This window comes from Kosakonia quasisacchari (assembly GCF_004331415.1).
Taxonomy (GTDB): Bacteria; Pseudomonadota; Gammaproteobacteria; order Enterobacterales; family Enterobacteriaceae; genus Kosakonia; species Kosakonia quasisacchari.
The window spans coordinates 1-15,133 of record NZ_SJOP01000027.1 but is presented as its reverse complement, the minus strand read 5'-3'; the positions used below and the strand labels follow the sequence as shown (position 1 = coordinate 15,133).

Genomic DNA, 15,133 nt, shown 5'->3' with positions numbered 1-15,133 from the left:
GCGCAAAAAGCGGTGTGAAGACGCGCGATGTGGTTTTATAATTAAACTATTAACCGGAGAACTGCGATGAAACGTACCCGCTTTGAAGAGACTTTCTGCCCCGTAGCTCGTTCACTGAATATTATTGGCGACTGGTGGTCCTTGCTCATTGTGCGTGATGCATTAGCAGGCGTGACACGGTTTGGTGAATTCCAGAAAAACCTGGGTATTGCCAAAAACATGCTGACCGCGCGTCTTAAACTGCTGGTGGATGAAGGTATTTTGCGCACGCAACCCGCCTCTGATGGCAGCGCCTGGCAGGAATATGTGTTGACAGAAAAAGGCCGTTCCCTGCAAACGGTGCTGGTCGCGCTCTCGCAATGGGGACAGGAGTGGTTGTTCGATAAAGGTGAACCTGCCAGCGTGCTGGTCGATAACCATACGCACCGCCCATTGCAAAAACTGGCTCTGCGCGCCGCGGATGGCCGCGAGTTGCAGCCACAGGACGTGAAGTTGCGTATAGCTAATACCTGATAATTCAGCCTGTTACCTCAATCTATTTTAAAACCGCATTTTTTGCCGTTTTATTTGGTTGCATTATAAAACCAAATATCAGAAGCTGAATTTAGTTTTATGATAAAACCATTTAACAACGAGGTAAGAAAAAATGACAACAGCACTGATTACCGGCGCCTCTTCAGGGATTGGCGCCATCTATGCCGACCGTCTCGCGGCTCGTGGTTACGACTTGCTGCTGGTCGCTCGCCGCGGCGACCGTTTAAACACACTTGCCGACGATTTACAGCATCGCCATGGCGTAAAAATCAGCACACTGGTTGCCGATCTCAGCAACGCTAAGGGGATCCAGCAGGTTGAGGCGATTTTGCGTGACAATACAACGATAAGTCTGCTGGTAAACAATGCCGGTGCAGCAAATCTTGCCCCTATCCTCAGCAGCAGTGCCGAACAACATGAAACCATCAACACGCTGAATACCACGGCGCTGATGCGCTTGACGCTGGCAGTGTTGCCGCGTTTCGTGGAAGACAATCAGGGAACCATCATTAATATTGCTTCAGTCGTTGCTTTCCATGCTCGTGCGGGCAGCGCGGTCTACAGCGCGACAAAAGCCTGGGTGCTTAATTTCACCCGTGGTTTACAGGAAGAGTTCGCCGGGAGCAATGTTCGCATTCAGGCCGTGCTGCCAGCCGCTACTGCGACTGAAATTTGGGGGCATTCCGGGATTACACTTGATGCGCTACCGGAAGGCTCGGTGATGACCAGCGAAGATTTGGTCGATGCGGCGCTGGCAGGCCTCGACCAAGGTGAATTGGTCACGGTTCCGCCAGTCGAGGATTTACAGCTGTGGGATAACTGGGAAACAGCGCGACTGGCGCTGTTTAGCGCTTCGCGCAACGGCAAACCCGCGTCACGTTACTCACGCGCTTAACGTTTTAACTTATCACCGTGGTTATGCATCCACTCGGCCAGCGGATCTAACGCACCGCGCAAGGTTAACCCCAACGGTGTAATGCAATATTCGACGCGCGGCGGGACTTCCGGATAAACCTGCCGGGAGACCAGCCCGCGTTGCTCAAATAAGCGCAATTGGCGAGTCAGCTCTTTTTGCGTAATCGGTGAAACTGCGCGCTGCAACTCACTAAAGCGCACCGCCGTATTCAACACAATCAACCGGTACAAAATCGGGATAGCCCATTTCCCGGAAATCAGGCTGACAAAATCAGTCATTGGACAGGGTTGCGTCGCATAATTTTTTTTCGGCAACAATGCCGCTGAATCCGCCATAACATACCTCCTGCCTTTTTAGTACCCATTTGGTACCTTGTATCCAAAGGATACAAACGGCTCTATAGTGCTTTCTCAAGCTTAAAAACAGGAGTCGAAAATGGGACGCTTAGCAGGTAAATATGCGCTGATCACCGGCGGTACCACTGGAATAGGTCTTGCTACCGCACAAGAATTCATCGCTGAAGGCGCACAGGTAGCCATAACCGGGCGTAATCCGGAAACCTTAAAGCAAGCGCAGGCAATACTCGGTGATAATGTCTGGGTTATTGCTTCTGATGCCAGTCGTACCGACGATCAACGCCAGCTTGCTGCCACACTCGCGACGCGCTGGCCACAGCTGGATGTACTGTATATTAATGCGGGCGATGTCTCGCACGGCTTGCTTGAAGAGTGGCGGGAAGAGAGTTGGGATCGGTTGATGGATACCAATCTCAAGGGCCCCTACTTTCTGATTCAGGCTCTCCTGCCGCTACTGCATAATCCATCGTCAGTGATCCTGTGTGGTTCGGTCAGCGCGCGGATCGGCCTGCCTACCAGCAGCGTATATGCCGCGAGCAAAGCCGCGCTACTGTCGTTTGCCCGCACGCTCTCGGCAGAATTGCTGCCGCGCGGGGTGCGCATCAATGGTTTGAGCCCTGGCCCGGTTGACACGCCGGCGCTGAATAAACTGGGGTTGAGCGGTGCGGCACAGGAAGCGTTGCAGAGTGAAATCAAAGATTTGGTGCCGTTAGGGCGAATGGGAACACCGACGGAGCTGGCGAAGGCTGCGCTGTTTCTTGCTTCCGATGAGTCCGCTTATGTGGTCGGCACGGAATTACTGGTCGATGGCGGTACCGGTAGTTTGTAAATAAAGCGGAGCCACTGGCCGTCTCCGCTTTATTACTCAGTAAAAACTCGCGCGGGTGGCGACCGTCATATGCGTCATCACATCCCCGGAGGAGCTAGCCGGGGTAACATTTAAATGGCAAAGGACAGGAACTTGCCTTTCATCGTATCGGCATTCACTAACCGCAGTGAAATTAAAACGGGCATTGAGAGCAGATTCATTGACCAGCGTATAATCGAGCGGTTTATTGACGCTATCAGGATAGTGAATGCTGGTTGAGGAGGCGACGAGATCGCCTGAGTAATATTGCACCTTTTTGATATTGCCATCAGTGTCGTAGAAATAATCGGTAATTTTTAGTGTTCGAAGCATTGTCTCGCCCAGCAGGCCTTGCGCATTGGTTTTATAATCGAGATGCCCATTACTATCATCGCGACTCGTTAAATTGCATTTGTCGTCCAACCCAAAAGCAACAGGTTGACCATTGAATGTTCCTTTTAGCGCCTTTCCTTCATTGACCAAATTCATATGGCTATTATCGGACTTACCATCATGGCGTAACGTCTGTACACAACCCTCTGCGGATAACACCACGCGGAGCGTGTAAACCTCGTTGCCTTTATCATCGGTTCCCACGGAATCGATGGTTTTGACATGGCCTTTGACCGGGTTGAAATCGAGCAGCGTTGACAGATTTAACAGTACCGGCATATAGGTTTGCTGCGCACTGGCAACCGTGGTGGTGAACCCAAGCATGAGCGCCAACAAATAAGAGCAAATTTTCACTTCTGCCATCCTTTGAAACAAAATGAGAAGAGTAACAAATGCGGACAATTCAGCAAGACCAGATAGAGGAAAATCTGAGGGCAAACAAATTCAGTTTGGCTTAAAATCGGTTAATTCGGGCATATATGTGAATGATCGACAAAAAAATAACTGCGTCAGCCACAGCATCATAGGTTAATTACATGCGTACTTTTTCGAAAATAACAAAAAGAAGAGCTCCACTGTGAAATTGAATATAGCGCAATTTTATTCAAATAATTCAATCTGGCGCCTTCCATAATTCAACACGATTACGCCCCTTATTTTTTGCTATATATAGCGCCTCATCAGCGACCTGTATTAAGCGTTCGTAATCAGGATGACCACTGAACATTGCCGCTCCGATAGAAAGGGACAAAGCAATATTTTCACCAGACGGTGAAATGACATTAGTTTTTTCAACACGACTACGAATACGCTCGGCAATACGTAAAGTATCAAACTCCGATGCCTCGGTTAAAATAATAACAAACTCATCGCCACCATAACGAAAAACGTAATCACTGCTGCGCACATTGTCATAAAATGCACTGGAAACTTTACGTAAAATTTCATCGCCAGTATGATGTCCCCATGTATCGTTAATTTGTTTAAATTTATCAACATCAATAATTAATACAGACAACGGAGTATTCATACGCTTGGCATGGGCAATTTCGCGTTTAAATATCGTGGGTAAAAAGCGTCGATTAAGAAGTTTTGTCAACACATCCATTCCCACTTCATGCCGGGAAACTTCCTCGAAAAGTTCACGCAACATCGTAATAATCTGCGAAACAGTGTTTCTGATCTGAATAAGAAATTTAACACGAAGTGTTCTGTTACTTAATGCTCTGGGTGTATTACGCGTATTACGGAAAACTTCATCGAGATCCTGAATGAGGCGCGAGATATGCCCCACTTCGGCGATACCACTAAAGTAATGACGGCCTTTGTGATTGAACCACAGGCCGAAGTCAGACTGGCTGAGGGTCAGACTGTTACCGAGATCAGCGTCCATAATGATTTTGTAGATAAGGTCAATCTCCCAGCTTAACATTGCAGCAATCTGCCGCTCTTTTTCTTCTTCCGCATTCTCAAGCAGGGAGAAAATGCGGTAATTCTCATCTTCCTTCGATGAGTTGTGTTCCGTAAAGGTAAAAGCGCGCGACATCACTTCCATGGCCAGATCAATGCTGTTAATGGCGTAGTGGTAAACTTCAAGCTTGTCTGCTGCAGCGTAAGATGAAGAATTGATCACCGGAAAGAGTATTTTTTTAAGAACCCGGAAACCCATTTCTACAATTTCAACCGAAATACCAATGCGCGCATGGATCGAAGCCACGTGTTGCTGAATCGCGATAAGTCTATCAATATCAGAAACTTGACATGCTAACACATCTGTAATCCACTTTTCTAACGCCCTTTTAAGATGTCTCTCTACTTGATCATTAGACAGAAACTCTTCCGCGTGAGGGTCAGTCAGAACAATACGGTAGAACTCCTGACTCAGAATATGTGCATGCGTTTTGCCAACTTCCGCCGCTAAAAAACGAATGCGTTCATCTGTTTTATCAATGAGATGAAACCATTCATTTTTCATTAATTTAAGATAATTTTCCATTACTTAAACCCTTACGATAGTTAACACGCTCTCTGCTTGCCCTCATCAATATGCTGAATATCGCAAGCCGGAAACTCATAACAAATGTTGAAAAATCTCTATTCTTTTTAAAAATGAAAGAATGTGCCAAGAAAAAAGTAATCTGCAATATAAAAAATCAATTTTACTTAAAACACCTCAGTTAATATCTTCTTCATTTAAAACAACAAAATCAAGTAATACATCTAAGAAGTATAGACTGCAAATGCACAATTACAATCTACTCCGTTCTTACCTTATCTAATTACAAGGACTTATTTAAGATTATTTAATTACAGGTTCCACTCCTGACTAATTATAATCCAGGAATTATCCTTAGAATTATTCAACATGATATAGAGCAAACACATGAAGATTTATACAATCAGTGACGATGTTTATTTCCAAAATGGAATTATTTCATTAGCCAAATCGAAGGGATGGGACATAGTTGCACATGAATTAGATTCTTCACTTACTAACCAACTAACACCAGATGACGTCGTCATCCTTCATCTGGACGTAAAAAACGGTGCCTATGCGAAGGCAATCTCACCACTTAATAAAGTCTGTAAATTACTGGTTATCTTAGGTGCTGCGAGAGATATCGTGATTAATGATGCCGATCTGGTCATTAAATCCCGGGACTCGCTTCTCGACATAAGCCGCGCTATTAGAGTTGTGGCAAAAAAGAAAAAAGAGGTATCGACCAAAGATAGTGAACTTAGTGATATCGAAAGTATTATTCTCAAAGAGTCACTAAAGGGCAAAAACATTCATCTGATAGCTAAAACACTTAATATACCGCCAAAAAGAGTTTACGCTTATCGTAACAAGGCGTGCAAAAAATTAGGAGGAAAAAAAATAAGCGACCTGCTTTTGATAAGAGATAAACTACTTGAAGAATCAACAACCTTTTTCACCTCTCCTACCAGTATAAAAGAACTGGACTACAGCTTTTAAAACATGCAGACACAAGATCGTCACCGCCTATAGTGATATAAATGCTACAGGCGGTATACTTCTATCACCAAAGATGAGTCTGTTTGTCGATCGTCCCCCAGCGAAAGTACATGTCACAAGCCATCAGAAAATCCCGATGCCAAAGCGCGTAAATGTGCAAATAGTTAAAGCAAATACATGGTAAAAAGCAGACCAAAAAATACACTTCAAACCAGAGTTGCCATCCAGACCATGCCAGAAACGCACTAACGAGAATAATCCATACAAACTCAGTGAGCAGTAACAGAGTTATTCTCAACCAAAAAGGCTTGTCATAGAATGCAGGCCATGGCAATGAAACCGAAAAATAAAAATCAATTTCTTTTAAAAACAACCTGCCGAGAAATATATACCGCCTTGACAAACGAGCAAAAAGTAGATTTATTGCCAAAACAATACAACATAAAATAAACATTGCGACCACTACCCTGGCGGAGAAAACGCCGACCTGCAGCGAAAAATCCGCCTCACGTTTCAAAGGCGAAATAGTCAACAAATTTAAAGCGACGCCAAGAAAAAGATACGCAAAAACATAACGATAAAGGTGCTTATATTTCACCTTTTCAACCGCTGCCGTTGCTACCTGCTTAATATAACTGGTTCTTAAGGCCCGAAACACAACGTAAATAAAAATAGGTGAAATCGTAAGCAAGGGAATCAGTGCATACATTGATGAGTGAAGTAAAAAACAGCTCTGTATAATTAACCCAAAACCGGCGGTAAATAAATTACTCGCAACGAATGGATGAGAACACCATTTTTCTATTCTGCCAAGTTTTCTCCCAGAAAAAAAAGTGAAGTCGATCGCTTTTGTAACGCATTTGTATGCCCAAAAAGCTTTAAGTTCATAAATTGAACTGAAGAGTAAAATACCTACAATGCCGCTAATGTAATAAGCGTCACTTTGATTTAAATCATAGCTATTATTCTTCCAATAAAAACCAATCATAATAAAAACAACAACGAAGAGAAAAGGCAGTATTCTTTTATCCTGAACACGTATAAATTTTAGATAATCTGGAATCACAATAGCACCATTAAATTGAAAACAATCCCCTGCAATGCAATGTCATCTCAGGGTTAAAGTTGACGAAATCCTTTAACACTTTCCCAAGGTAAGCTTTATTACTGATTTCAACGAATAAGGCTGGGCTTTTATTTGCTAAAAAAAGCGACATTGAATCCGCCCATTTAACAGTATGTGTTAAATGCAAAGAGAGGTTTTCTTTGATCTGCACCGGTTCATTTTCTGCCCTACCTGTCACATTCATAACGACAGCGTGTTGGGGAGGACAAATTTCAGCGTCAGACAGATGCTTGCGCATCACGGGTACGCCTTCGTCCATCAAATACGTGTGCCAGGCACCGCTTACGCCAAGCTTCACAGGCTCATGGCCAGCAGCACGGAGCTGACGTGAGAAATCATTAAGTGCAGCTATCGTTCCGCCAACCACTTGTTGCCGGCAGCTATTATCACAACTGATATCGATTGGTAGATCAGATTCAATAATCATTTGACTGAGAGCGGTATGATCTATGTCTTTTACCGCCAACATGTAGCCTTTGTATTTTTTACTAACATCATCCATCACCTGCGAACGAAAATGAATCAGGCGAAATAGATTTTCCAGTGTTATTGATCCGGCAGCGTAAAGAGCACTATATTCCCCAACACTATGCCCGCATGAACCGATAACGCGTGTCTCCGCAAATTTGTCTTTGCAAAGAGTATAGAGCGTTACATTCATCGCAGTTACAGCAATTTGTTGCACAGTTGTCTGGATCAAGCGATTCATGGGGCCTTTTAAACATAATCGCCTAATATCCATACCAGAAATATCACTGGCGCAATCCCAGATGGCTCGTGTTGTCTCATTTATATTCCATAAATCAGCACCCATGCCGATAACGGGATTTCCCTGCCCAGCGAAAAGAAAAACAACAGGCTGTGATGTACTACTTATGTCCATAGATAATATCCTTATAAATGATATTCAACCCCTAGGTAAAAACCGACAGTTCTACCAAAGTGGGAGAATTCAGCATCTCGCGCGCCAAACGCTGAAAAAATCCCAGCATAGCCTTCAACTTTCCCATCGAAATAATCAAAAGGTCTCGAGTAATGCATCCCGATTAGCGAGCTGTAATCCACCATATTCGTAATAATATAAGGCTGTAAGTTAGAACCACCTTTAAATGCCAAACTAGCATAAGCATTAATATAGTGTTTACCCAGCAAGTTTCCTTTATTTGAAACATTACTTATTTCTGCACCCATAAGATATTTATACGCATCAAACACCTGATCTAATGCAGCATACTGGTTTTTGGTATTGAGATAATCGATAAAATTTGTTTGTTGCCGCCACTGGTGTGCAGAATATCCTTCGCTTTGAAAATAGTATTCTAAGCCAAACAAACTGAAGTTATCAGTGGTGTACTGCCCGCCTATCGCCAGCTCAACGCCCTGTTTATCTCCTGTGGTATAGAGCGAAGAAGGAAAAGAATAACTCTGCACAGCATCAGCCTTTTGCGGTGAAAAATGCCGCCATCGTTGGGTTGAATGCAAGGCAATCTCAGCATTGATAATCCATTGTGGCGTGTAATTAATACTGTCAGCTAAAGCAACAGAGCGAGATTCTCCTAACATTACATTAATTGACGGCGTATGTTTTTTAAGACGATATTCCGTATAACTTAACAAATAACGTTCGCTGGAATTAGAACGTTGATCAGCAGACCAGTTTCCTGACGACTCATAGTGCTTATTTATTCGTGCTAACCGAGGTGCGACAGTGAAAACCACTCCGTAATCCCTTGTATCATGAATAATGCTCGCCCCCCAAAATGATTCGGCATAAACTGGCTTCATTGCCGGAGTATAAAGGCGGTCATTTTTAAACCCCGCATAGTAATTGGTTAGCAGAGCCGATGGCGACTTAAGAAAGAAAATACCCGGTTTATCTCTAAGCTTACCGCCTTCGAGGCGAACGTTGTCAGACAATATAAGCGTAAGTTTAACCTGATTCAGTAGTATTCGCGAACGATGGTTATCCTTCTCAAAATCCCCCAAGGTTCGCCATGGATAATAAGTCAACCCATAAAGTGATAGATCTAAATTCAGACGTTCATCAATAATCGAACAACCGCTGCTAAACTTTACGCCTGCGCTATTATTAATACTATCTTCTACATAGGCGTTTTTGCCTTCAATGTTCCATATTGATGGTTTCTTTTTTGTATAAGAGCCTTGCAACGATAGTGTAACATCAGCGTTTTTTTGTATATCAGAACCCGAAAGACAATTTGCGTTGAGACTAACAGGTAACAGTATAAACGATAAAGTCACCAGATTTATGCGGCAACTCACTTAACACCTCGCTGAATATATTCCCGGGTAAAATTAGATTCGGGTAAAGATTCGAACCTTACATCACTATACTCCATAACAGAATAGCCTTTACTGTGCTTTGCATCTCGCACAACTATTTTCATTGGTCGCATTTCCCCTAGCACCATTTGAAAATTTTCATACTGAACTGTTTTAAGTAGCTTATCGTCCATCGAATAATAAGATGCCTGATAGGGATGATAACTTTCTCTTTCAACCAAATAGATAATCTTAGGGTATGTCACTGCATCCGATTTACGTAGCAAGACGAGTTCGTAGCAGAACGATTCCCCGCAGGGCTTATCTCCAACCAGTGTTGCGCTATAAGAATATTCAAAGTTGGTAACGATAACGTCACCATTTGAAATTTGCCCAACTAGCCTTTGCTCACGCGATATAGGCATAGGTCGTCGAAGCGTTGGCGTATAAAACCATAGATCATACCAATCAGATAGCATGACATTACCTTTATCCCTGGGTGGATAAATAAAACGAGCTAACGAACGCGCATCAGCTGGCATTCCATCTTCAGGCTTCATAAAACGCATTGATATATCAAGAATCTGCTTATTTTCTTCTTTTTCTACACCATCGTTGTACTCAAGCACTGTAACGGTATAACGAAAAGGTTTATTGGGTGAGCGAATTTCGTCAGCACGCCGAATAATATCTAGCGCTCCGACTGCAGCTATCGCGCTGACATTTACCATGATAAAAAAAACAGACACAATAATGATTCGAAGACTAACGGAGCCAATCATATTCGGCCTTAAGAAAATTTAAATGCATCTGATATATTTAACCTGGATGCTCGCAAAGCAGGTAGTATTGACGCTAACGAGGAAGTTAGCACAGGCAACACAAACGTTAGCCATATCAATGCGACGTTGTTAATTTTAATGAAAGCGGTATAACCTTGCGTTTGGCCGGGAGAGGGGGGCATGGCGATACCGTGTAGATTAATAATACCTGCAAGAACAAAGCCGATGACAAGACTACCTATCGCACCGAGGGTACCAATAAATATTCCTTCAAGCAGGAACAACCGCGAAACATGTAATGGCTGTAAACCAATCGCCCGTAGCGTGGTGATTTCTCTTGTACGTTCTATAATATTCATAGTCATCGCATTACTGATCATAAAGATAACAATGAGTGCCACAATGAGCTTGATGAAGAAATAAATACCTGATAGTAAACTCTCTACCTGTTGATAAAAAATTGAGGTATCTTTCCAACTTTTAACTATCAATGGCAAATGATGTTCATCAATAAAATGTCGTAAATTTTTGATAAAAAAATCCGTATTGTCTTTTTTAAGCAAAATTATGACTTTGCTTACACCATCTGTACCCATTAATTTTTGTGCTGTCGCCAAGGGCATTTTCATCGCAACATCATCATAATCTTTAATACCTGAGGAGAAGATGCCACGTAATTTCAATGAAAGAGCGCCCTGCCCACCATGGGTATTGACTGTCATTATATCAAGCCAGTCACCATAATTAGCATTTAGCGTTCCAGCAAGCCCTTCCCCGATGGTAACTTCGTTTGTTTTAACTCGAGATAAATCACTGCCAGAAATAATTTTATCGAAAGAACCTAGCTTTAATGATGGCAACGGTTCTACACCTAACCCTGAAAAAAAACTGGAGGTTTCATTTTCATATTGTGATACGACACCGCTAAACTCAAGTTGTCCTGAAATAGTTGAAATATCATCAAATAATGCATGATCGCTGAGAATTTCTTTTTTCAGATTTGCATAATCCGCGATCAGACTGCGACTTTTATTTGATGTCTCAAAATATTTTGGGTTATAGATTTGAACATGCCCGATATTTGTTCTAATAGTCTGCTCCTTCATAATCCAAAAAGAATAATCAATAAATCCGCCATATAGGAAAATAGACACACCACCTAGCATAATGGCAATCGTTGTTGAAATTGTTCTTTTTTTATGTCGGAACAAATTTAAAAAAGAAAACCTGGCATCCCTAAATTTGAAAAAGGCACAATAAAAGACAAAACACATTATCACAAGAACAGCTATATTCATTAAAAGCATATGCATGGATACTTACTCGCCTTTGAGTAATGGAATAACAACTTGGGTAACTTCATTCATATCCCACTCTGGTTCAGCATGGAAGTCTGTATTCTGATACTTCGCACCCATGGAAGTTTGCGCCTTTATTTTTTCCATTAGCAATTCAGCCTGCTGAGGTTGATTGCAGTTTACCAGGGCTCTATAACGCATATACTCAATATGCTTTACAATATCATTATTGAATACATTTTTTTCTTTTAATAACCGATTGGTATCATCGAGTGTAACTACACAACGCCCTATTACAGCGGGTAAATAAGCGTCGATACGTACGCGAAGATATCTAATACGGGGGTTTTCTTCATGTGAATCTACCGTTTCATCAAGATAAAAAAAACCCGTTTTCGCATATTCCGAAGCATGGATAAAATCATTAACGGCCGAAAAATGATTCGCCTGCCGTAACATTCCATAGGAATAAAAAATCAGCGACGTAACGTTCTTCGTTTTTTCAAATTCCTGAAAAAGTGCCTGTGTCGTTTTCGCTAACGCATCGGATTGTTCAGGGAGGCCACGCTGTATCACTTTATCGACCTCCGGAGCTGTCATCGCATAAGCAGTATTCGCTACCATATAACAGGCCAATCCTACCCAGAGAGACCAATAATACTTACGCATCTGCGCCATGTACTAACACTCCATCTTTAATTTCAATTACCCGCCCGGCTCTGTCTCTAAGCTGGGTTGAATGCGTGGAAATAACAAATGTGGTGCCGATCTGCTGATTTATTTTCATCAACAAATCTAAAATGGACTCCCCCGTCGTTAAGTCCAAATTCCCGGTCGGTTCGTCGGCGACGACGACACTGGGTTCATGCGCAAGCGCGCGGGCGATCGCAACACGCTGCTGCTGCCCTCCCGATAACTGACCGGGTTTGCGATCAATTAAATGAGCGAGCCCCACGCTGTCCAGGAAATATAAAGCGCGCTCTTTTGCTTCTTTCTTATTGAAATGTGCATTCAAAACAAGAGGATAAAAAACATTATCAAAAACGCTGAGTACTGGGATAAGGTTAAAAAACTGAAAAATAAACCCTAAGTACTTACTTCGCACATATGCCAACTGTTTTTCGGGCATTTCATTAAGAACATAATTAAGAAACATGACAGTTCCAGCGGAAGGAATATCGATGCCAGAAAGAATATTTAGCAACGTACTTTTCCCACTACCGGAAGGCCCACATAGCGCCACAAACTCGCCTTTCTTGATTTCAAGGTTAATTTTTTTTAACGCGTCAACCTTATTTTCGCTAGCACCAAAACTCTTATAAATATCTTGCATAAAGATTGCTGGAAGTTCTTTTATTGTATTCCCCATCAATCACCCCCCCGACGAAAAGAGGGTATCAAAATAACTATACCCACCGAACTTATCAGCTAATATCGTGCGCATCTTTTTTGAAGGAACCGTTTTGTTTAGTAGATACTCCCAGCTCAGCGCAGGGGTAAGACAACCGCTCGACCCATAAATATCTTTCAGGTCGATAACATCTATGCAAGTTCGCGGTGTTATCCGCGTAATATTCTCTTTTCTACCCGAAAAGGTAAGCAGATCACCTTCCGATAAATCCTTCGCCATCTCACGTTGAATGTAATCCACGTTATCGTGAGCGATATAACTACCGCAACTCACTCTTAGCGCACTTTCGCGTAAGCTGAAAATAAAACACCCTGTCCGCTCGACGGAGAGTTGCACGCCATTTTTTTGCTTTGCTCTAACGCTACCCTTGATACCAGAAATATCTTCATCCGAAAAAACCAATACGGGAATTGCTCTGTACGCTCCACATATAACCACAAAATCGAAAACCTTCCAATGTAGATAATCTTGCGCTAATCGCATCGCCTGTATTAATGAAAAATTCTCCCCGCGAATCTTGCACGTCACGTTTTTAATTGAGAATTTCTTTAATATATTCTTTGGCAATGTATCAATAGTCGAAGTATGCAGCGCGCTGGTGATATTTTCAAAGACAGACGATTCTCCCCATGCATCGATATAAATGAAAGCAGCACGCGACTTTAACAATAACATGCGGTCTCTTGGAGTCATCTGTTGTAATGCAACATCAGCGGCTTGCTCCATGGACTCAATATAATCAATATAACGCGGCTTACGTATCATTTCCCGCGCATAGATTTCTTTATCGGTCCCAAATCTCTTAAATGCCCAACCACTTGCAGAGGTAGATTTAAGAGCCTGGTTATACAGATGAGCCTCCCAGGCATTTAACCAGTGAGGAGCATAAAAATAAAAATTCTCGTCTGGTTCCAAAAGTGAAAATGACGTCAGATATATCTCATTTTTCATATCTACTAATCTCAAATGCTGGTATCAGACATGACAATGCCGATAATTGATCCATCAACGCCAAGCCCCGTCTTCAACAAATGTTTCTTTTCATGTTTAATAACGCCGATATCCGTCAACAGCTGACTCGAAATTTCTTCGATAATGTCATCATTACTTACCGGAGAAAGTAATTCGCGTCGGCGAAGAGAGTACTCGCCAATAATCAAATCGACGATCCCTGAGCCTGTTGTGGTGTACCCCAGTTGTCCTTTATAAGCGAGAACCGGAACAGGTTGCTTGCCTGAAAGCATTGCTATTGCTTTAGCCTCTGCCTTATCGCTATTTGACGAACCGTTACCATGAGGAATGATTGCACATAAATCGCCGAGACCGATATTCGCGTCATTCAATACTTTACTTATAACTTTAATAATATTAGCGCTTAACCAAGCTGAATCATTACTGCGACTCGCACTAATTTGCGCATACGCAGATTTGAGCTGTATACCACCGTTTACTCCTCTGGCCAGTCGATGCGCTTTACTCTCAAGTAGTATGACGCAGCAGCCCTCTGAAAATAAAACTGATCTGCTATTTTGACCAAATGGTTGTACTGATTCGCTATCAAGCATAGATTGATTTTCGAGAAACCAGATATCTTGTGTTTTGATTTTAGAACAATTAATTACGCAAACAAGATCTGCCCCATCATTATCAATCGCCTGGCAACCAAGATGAACTGCTGTTAATGATGAATTACTAGTGCAATGTAAATTAGGCGGAAGATGGTTTAACCCATACTTGTGCGCAATATTATAGGCAAGTTCATCCTGCGACATATTGTTTACATGAAGACGACTTATTGATAGCGAACATTTAAGATCTTCAACATCATTATGATCATAAAAGGATTTATAGTCCATGCCATCAACACGTGGCCCTAACCCGGTTAAATATACCCTTACCCTTTCACCGGCAAGCGCAATTTTTCCGAGATTAGCCTGAGCCAGTGCGTCATCGATTAATCGATACAATAACGCTAATGGGCTATCATCTATTTGCTCCAGCCTTGCCACGTGCTTATTCCCTGTAAACCCGCATTTCAGCGCTAATTCATCAGATGCAAACCAATAATTCTCATTAACACGCTTACCAACGCGAAGATTATTGACCAACTGACTGTAGTTTTCAGCAAAGGGTAAATATAGACTATAACCTGTAATGATAGCCGCATTATCCACTGATTTATTCCTTAATTACAAATGCATAATAGTTCC

General features: G+C 42.5%; 16 protein-coding genes. 4 read left to right on the top strand and 12 right to left on the bottom strand.

Features of this window, described 5'->3' with window-relative positions; translation table 11 throughout:
• Positions 1-66: 66 nt before the first annotated feature.
• Both E0L21_RS21935 and E0L21_RS21930 read left to right on the top strand, forming a co-directional pair.
• Positions 67-513, top strand: coding sequence for a winged helix-turn-helix transcriptional regulator (locus E0L21_RS21935; RefSeq protein WP_131413241.1), 447 nt, complete (start codon positions 67-69; stop codon positions 511-513).
• A 133-nt stretch (positions 514-646) separates the two neighbouring features.
• On the top strand, positions 647-1,429 hold the full coding sequence (locus E0L21_RS21930) for an SDR family NAD(P)-dependent oxidoreductase (RefSeq protein WP_131413239.1): 783 nt from the start codon (positions 647-649) through the stop codon (positions 1,427-1,429).
• On the opposite strand, the gene E0L21_RS21925 is transcribed toward E0L21_RS21930, so the two are convergent.
• Entirely contained in the window at positions 1,426-1,785 is a 360-nt protein-coding gene (locus tag E0L21_RS21925) for a winged helix-turn-helix transcriptional regulator (RefSeq protein WP_131413237.1), read from the bottom strand. The two genes, E0L21_RS21930 and E0L21_RS21925, sit on opposite strands and share 4 nt — an antisense overlap.
• A gap of 100 nt (positions 1,786-1,885) precedes the next feature.
• On the opposite strand from E0L21_RS21925, the gene E0L21_RS21920 reads away from it, so the two are divergent.
• The gene (locus tag E0L21_RS21920) at positions 1,886-2,635 is read left to right on the top strand and encodes an SDR family oxidoreductase (RefSeq protein WP_131413235.1); all 750 of its coding nucleotides are present in this window, start codon (positions 1,886-1,888) and stop codon (positions 2,633-2,635) included.
• Between the two features lie 36 nt (positions 2,636-2,671).
• Here the strand turns inward: E0L21_RS21920 and E0L21_RS21915 are convergent, their stop codons facing one another.
• Both E0L21_RS21915 and E0L21_RS21910 read right to left on the bottom strand, forming a co-directional pair.
• A complete protein-coding gene (locus E0L21_RS21915) occupies positions 2,672-3,409 on the bottom strand; it encodes a YnfC family lipoprotein (RefSeq protein ID WP_235855272.1) in 738 nt (245 codons plus the stop codon).
• A gap of 250 nt (positions 3,410-3,659) precedes the next feature.
• A complete protein-coding gene (locus E0L21_RS21910) occupies positions 3,660-5,042 on the bottom strand; it encodes a diguanylate cyclase (protein ID WP_131413231.1) in 1,383 nt (460 codons plus the stop codon).
• Positions 5,043-5,429: 387 nt separating this feature from the next.
• Here E0L21_RS21910 and E0L21_RS21905 point away from each other — a divergent pair, with 387 nt between their 5' ends.
• The gene (locus E0L21_RS21905) at positions 5,430-6,023 is read left to right on the top strand and encodes a helix-turn-helix transcriptional regulator (protein WP_131413229.1); all 594 of its coding nucleotides are present in this window, start codon (positions 5,430-5,432) and stop codon (positions 6,021-6,023) included.
• 64 nt (positions 6,024-6,087) lie between these two features.
• On the opposite strand, the gene E0L21_RS21900 is transcribed toward E0L21_RS21905, so the two are convergent.
• Genes E0L21_RS21900 through E0L21_RS21860 form a run of 9 tightly spaced genes read right to left on the bottom strand, consistent with a single transcriptional unit; the run spans position 6,088 to position 15,097 of the window.
• Entirely contained in the window at positions 6,088-7,089 is a 1,002-nt protein-coding gene (locus E0L21_RS21900) for a hypothetical protein (RefSeq protein WP_131413227.1), read from the bottom strand.
• Between the two features lie 10 nt (positions 7,090-7,099).
• Positions 7,100-8,032 (bottom strand): ACP S-malonyltransferase, encoded by a 933-nt coding sequence (locus tag E0L21_RS21895; protein ID WP_131413225.1) that lies wholly within the window; start codon positions 8,030-8,032, stop codon positions 7,100-7,102.
• An 11-nt stretch (positions 8,033-8,043) separates the two neighbouring features.
• Positions 8,044-9,411 (bottom strand): hypothetical protein, encoded by a 1,368-nt coding sequence (locus E0L21_RS21890; RefSeq protein ID WP_235855271.1) that lies wholly within the window; start codon positions 9,409-9,411, stop codon positions 8,044-8,046.
• Between the two features lie 17 nt (positions 9,412-9,428).
• The gene (locus tag E0L21_RS21885) at positions 9,429-10,163 is read right to left on the bottom strand and encodes an outer membrane lipoprotein-sorting protein (protein WP_235855274.1); all 735 of its coding nucleotides are present in this window, start codon (positions 10,161-10,163) and stop codon (positions 9,429-9,431) included.
• Between the two features lie 59 nt (positions 10,164-10,222).
• Entirely contained in the window at positions 10,223-11,527 is a 1,305-nt protein-coding gene (locus tag E0L21_RS21880) for an ABC transporter permease (protein WP_131413221.1), read from the bottom strand.
• A 6-nt stretch (positions 11,528-11,533) separates the two neighbouring features.
• Positions 11,534-12,190, bottom strand: a complete 657-nt coding sequence (locus E0L21_RS21875; RefSeq protein ID WP_131413219.1) for a hypothetical protein — start codon at positions 12,188-12,190, stop codon at positions 11,534-11,536.
• Positions 12,174-12,881 (bottom strand): ABC transporter ATP-binding protein, encoded by a 708-nt coding sequence (locus tag E0L21_RS21870; protein ID WP_131413217.1) that lies wholly within the window; start codon positions 12,879-12,881, stop codon positions 12,174-12,176. The genes E0L21_RS21875 and E0L21_RS21870 overlap by 17 nt, the downstream gene beginning before the upstream one ends.
• 3 nt (positions 12,882-12,884) lie before the next feature.
• Positions 12,885-13,874 carry an ATP-binding protein gene (locus tag E0L21_RS21865; RefSeq protein ID WP_131413215.1) on the bottom strand — a complete coding sequence of 330 codons (990 nt, stop codon included), beginning with the start codon at positions 13,872-13,874 and terminating at the stop codon, positions 12,885-12,887.
• An 11-nt stretch (positions 13,875-13,885) separates the two neighbouring features.
• Positions 13,886-15,097: a beta-ketoacyl synthase N-terminal-like domain-containing protein gene (locus E0L21_RS21860; RefSeq protein ID WP_131413213.1), complete on the bottom strand. Its 1,212-nt coding sequence runs from the start codon at positions 15,095-15,097 to the stop codon at positions 13,886-13,888.
• Positions 15,098-15,133: the final 36 nt, after the last annotated feature.

Bases quoted from the DNA above. Each gene is read 5' to 3' on its own strand.
- E0L21_RS21935 (WP_131413241.1), top strand. From the start codon at position 67: ATGAAACGTACCCGCTTTGAAGAGACTTTCTGCCCCGTAGCTCGTTCA.
- E0L21_RS21930 (WP_131413239.1), top strand. From the start codon at position 647: ATGACAACAGCACTGATTACCGGCGCCTCTTCAGGGATTGGCGCCATC.
- E0L21_RS21925 (WP_131413237.1), bottom strand. From the start codon at position 1,785: ATGGCGGATTCAGCGGCATTGTTGCCGAAAAAAAATTATGCGACGCAA.
- E0L21_RS21920 (WP_131413235.1), top strand. From the start codon at position 1,886: ATGGGACGCTTAGCAGGTAAATATGCGCTGATCACCGGCGGTACCACT.
- E0L21_RS21915 (WP_235855272.1), bottom strand. From the start codon at position 3,409: ATGGCAGAAGTGAAAATTTGCTCTTATTTGTTGGCGCTCATGCTTGGG.
- E0L21_RS21910 (WP_131413231.1), bottom strand. From the start codon at position 5,042: ATGGAAAATTATCTTAAATTAATGAAAAATGAATGGTTTCATCTCATT.
- E0L21_RS21905 (WP_131413229.1), top strand. From the start codon at position 5,430: ATGAAGATTTATACAATCAGTGACGATGTTTATTTCCAAAATGGAATT.
- E0L21_RS21895 (WP_131413225.1), bottom strand. From the start codon at position 8,032: ATGGACATAAGTAGTACATCACAGCCTGTTGTTTTTCTTTTCGCTGGG.
- E0L21_RS21885 (WP_235855274.1), bottom strand. From the start codon at position 10,163: ATGGTAAATGTCAGCGCGATAGCTGCAGTCGGAGCGCTAGATATTATT.
- E0L21_RS21880 (WP_131413221.1), bottom strand. From the start codon at position 11,527: ATGCATATGCTTTTAATGAATATAGCTGTTCTTGTGATAATGTGTTTT.
- E0L21_RS21875 (WP_131413219.1), bottom strand. From the start codon at position 12,190: ATGGCGCAGATGCGTAAGTATTATTGGTCTCTCTGGGTAGGATTGGCC.
- E0L21_RS21870 (WP_131413217.1), bottom strand. From the start codon at position 12,881: ATGGGGAATACAATAAAAGAACTTCCAGCAATCTTTATGCAAGATATT.
- E0L21_RS21865 (WP_131413215.1), bottom strand. From the start codon at position 13,874: ATGAAAAATGAGATATATCTGACGTCATTTTCACTTTTGGAACCAGAC.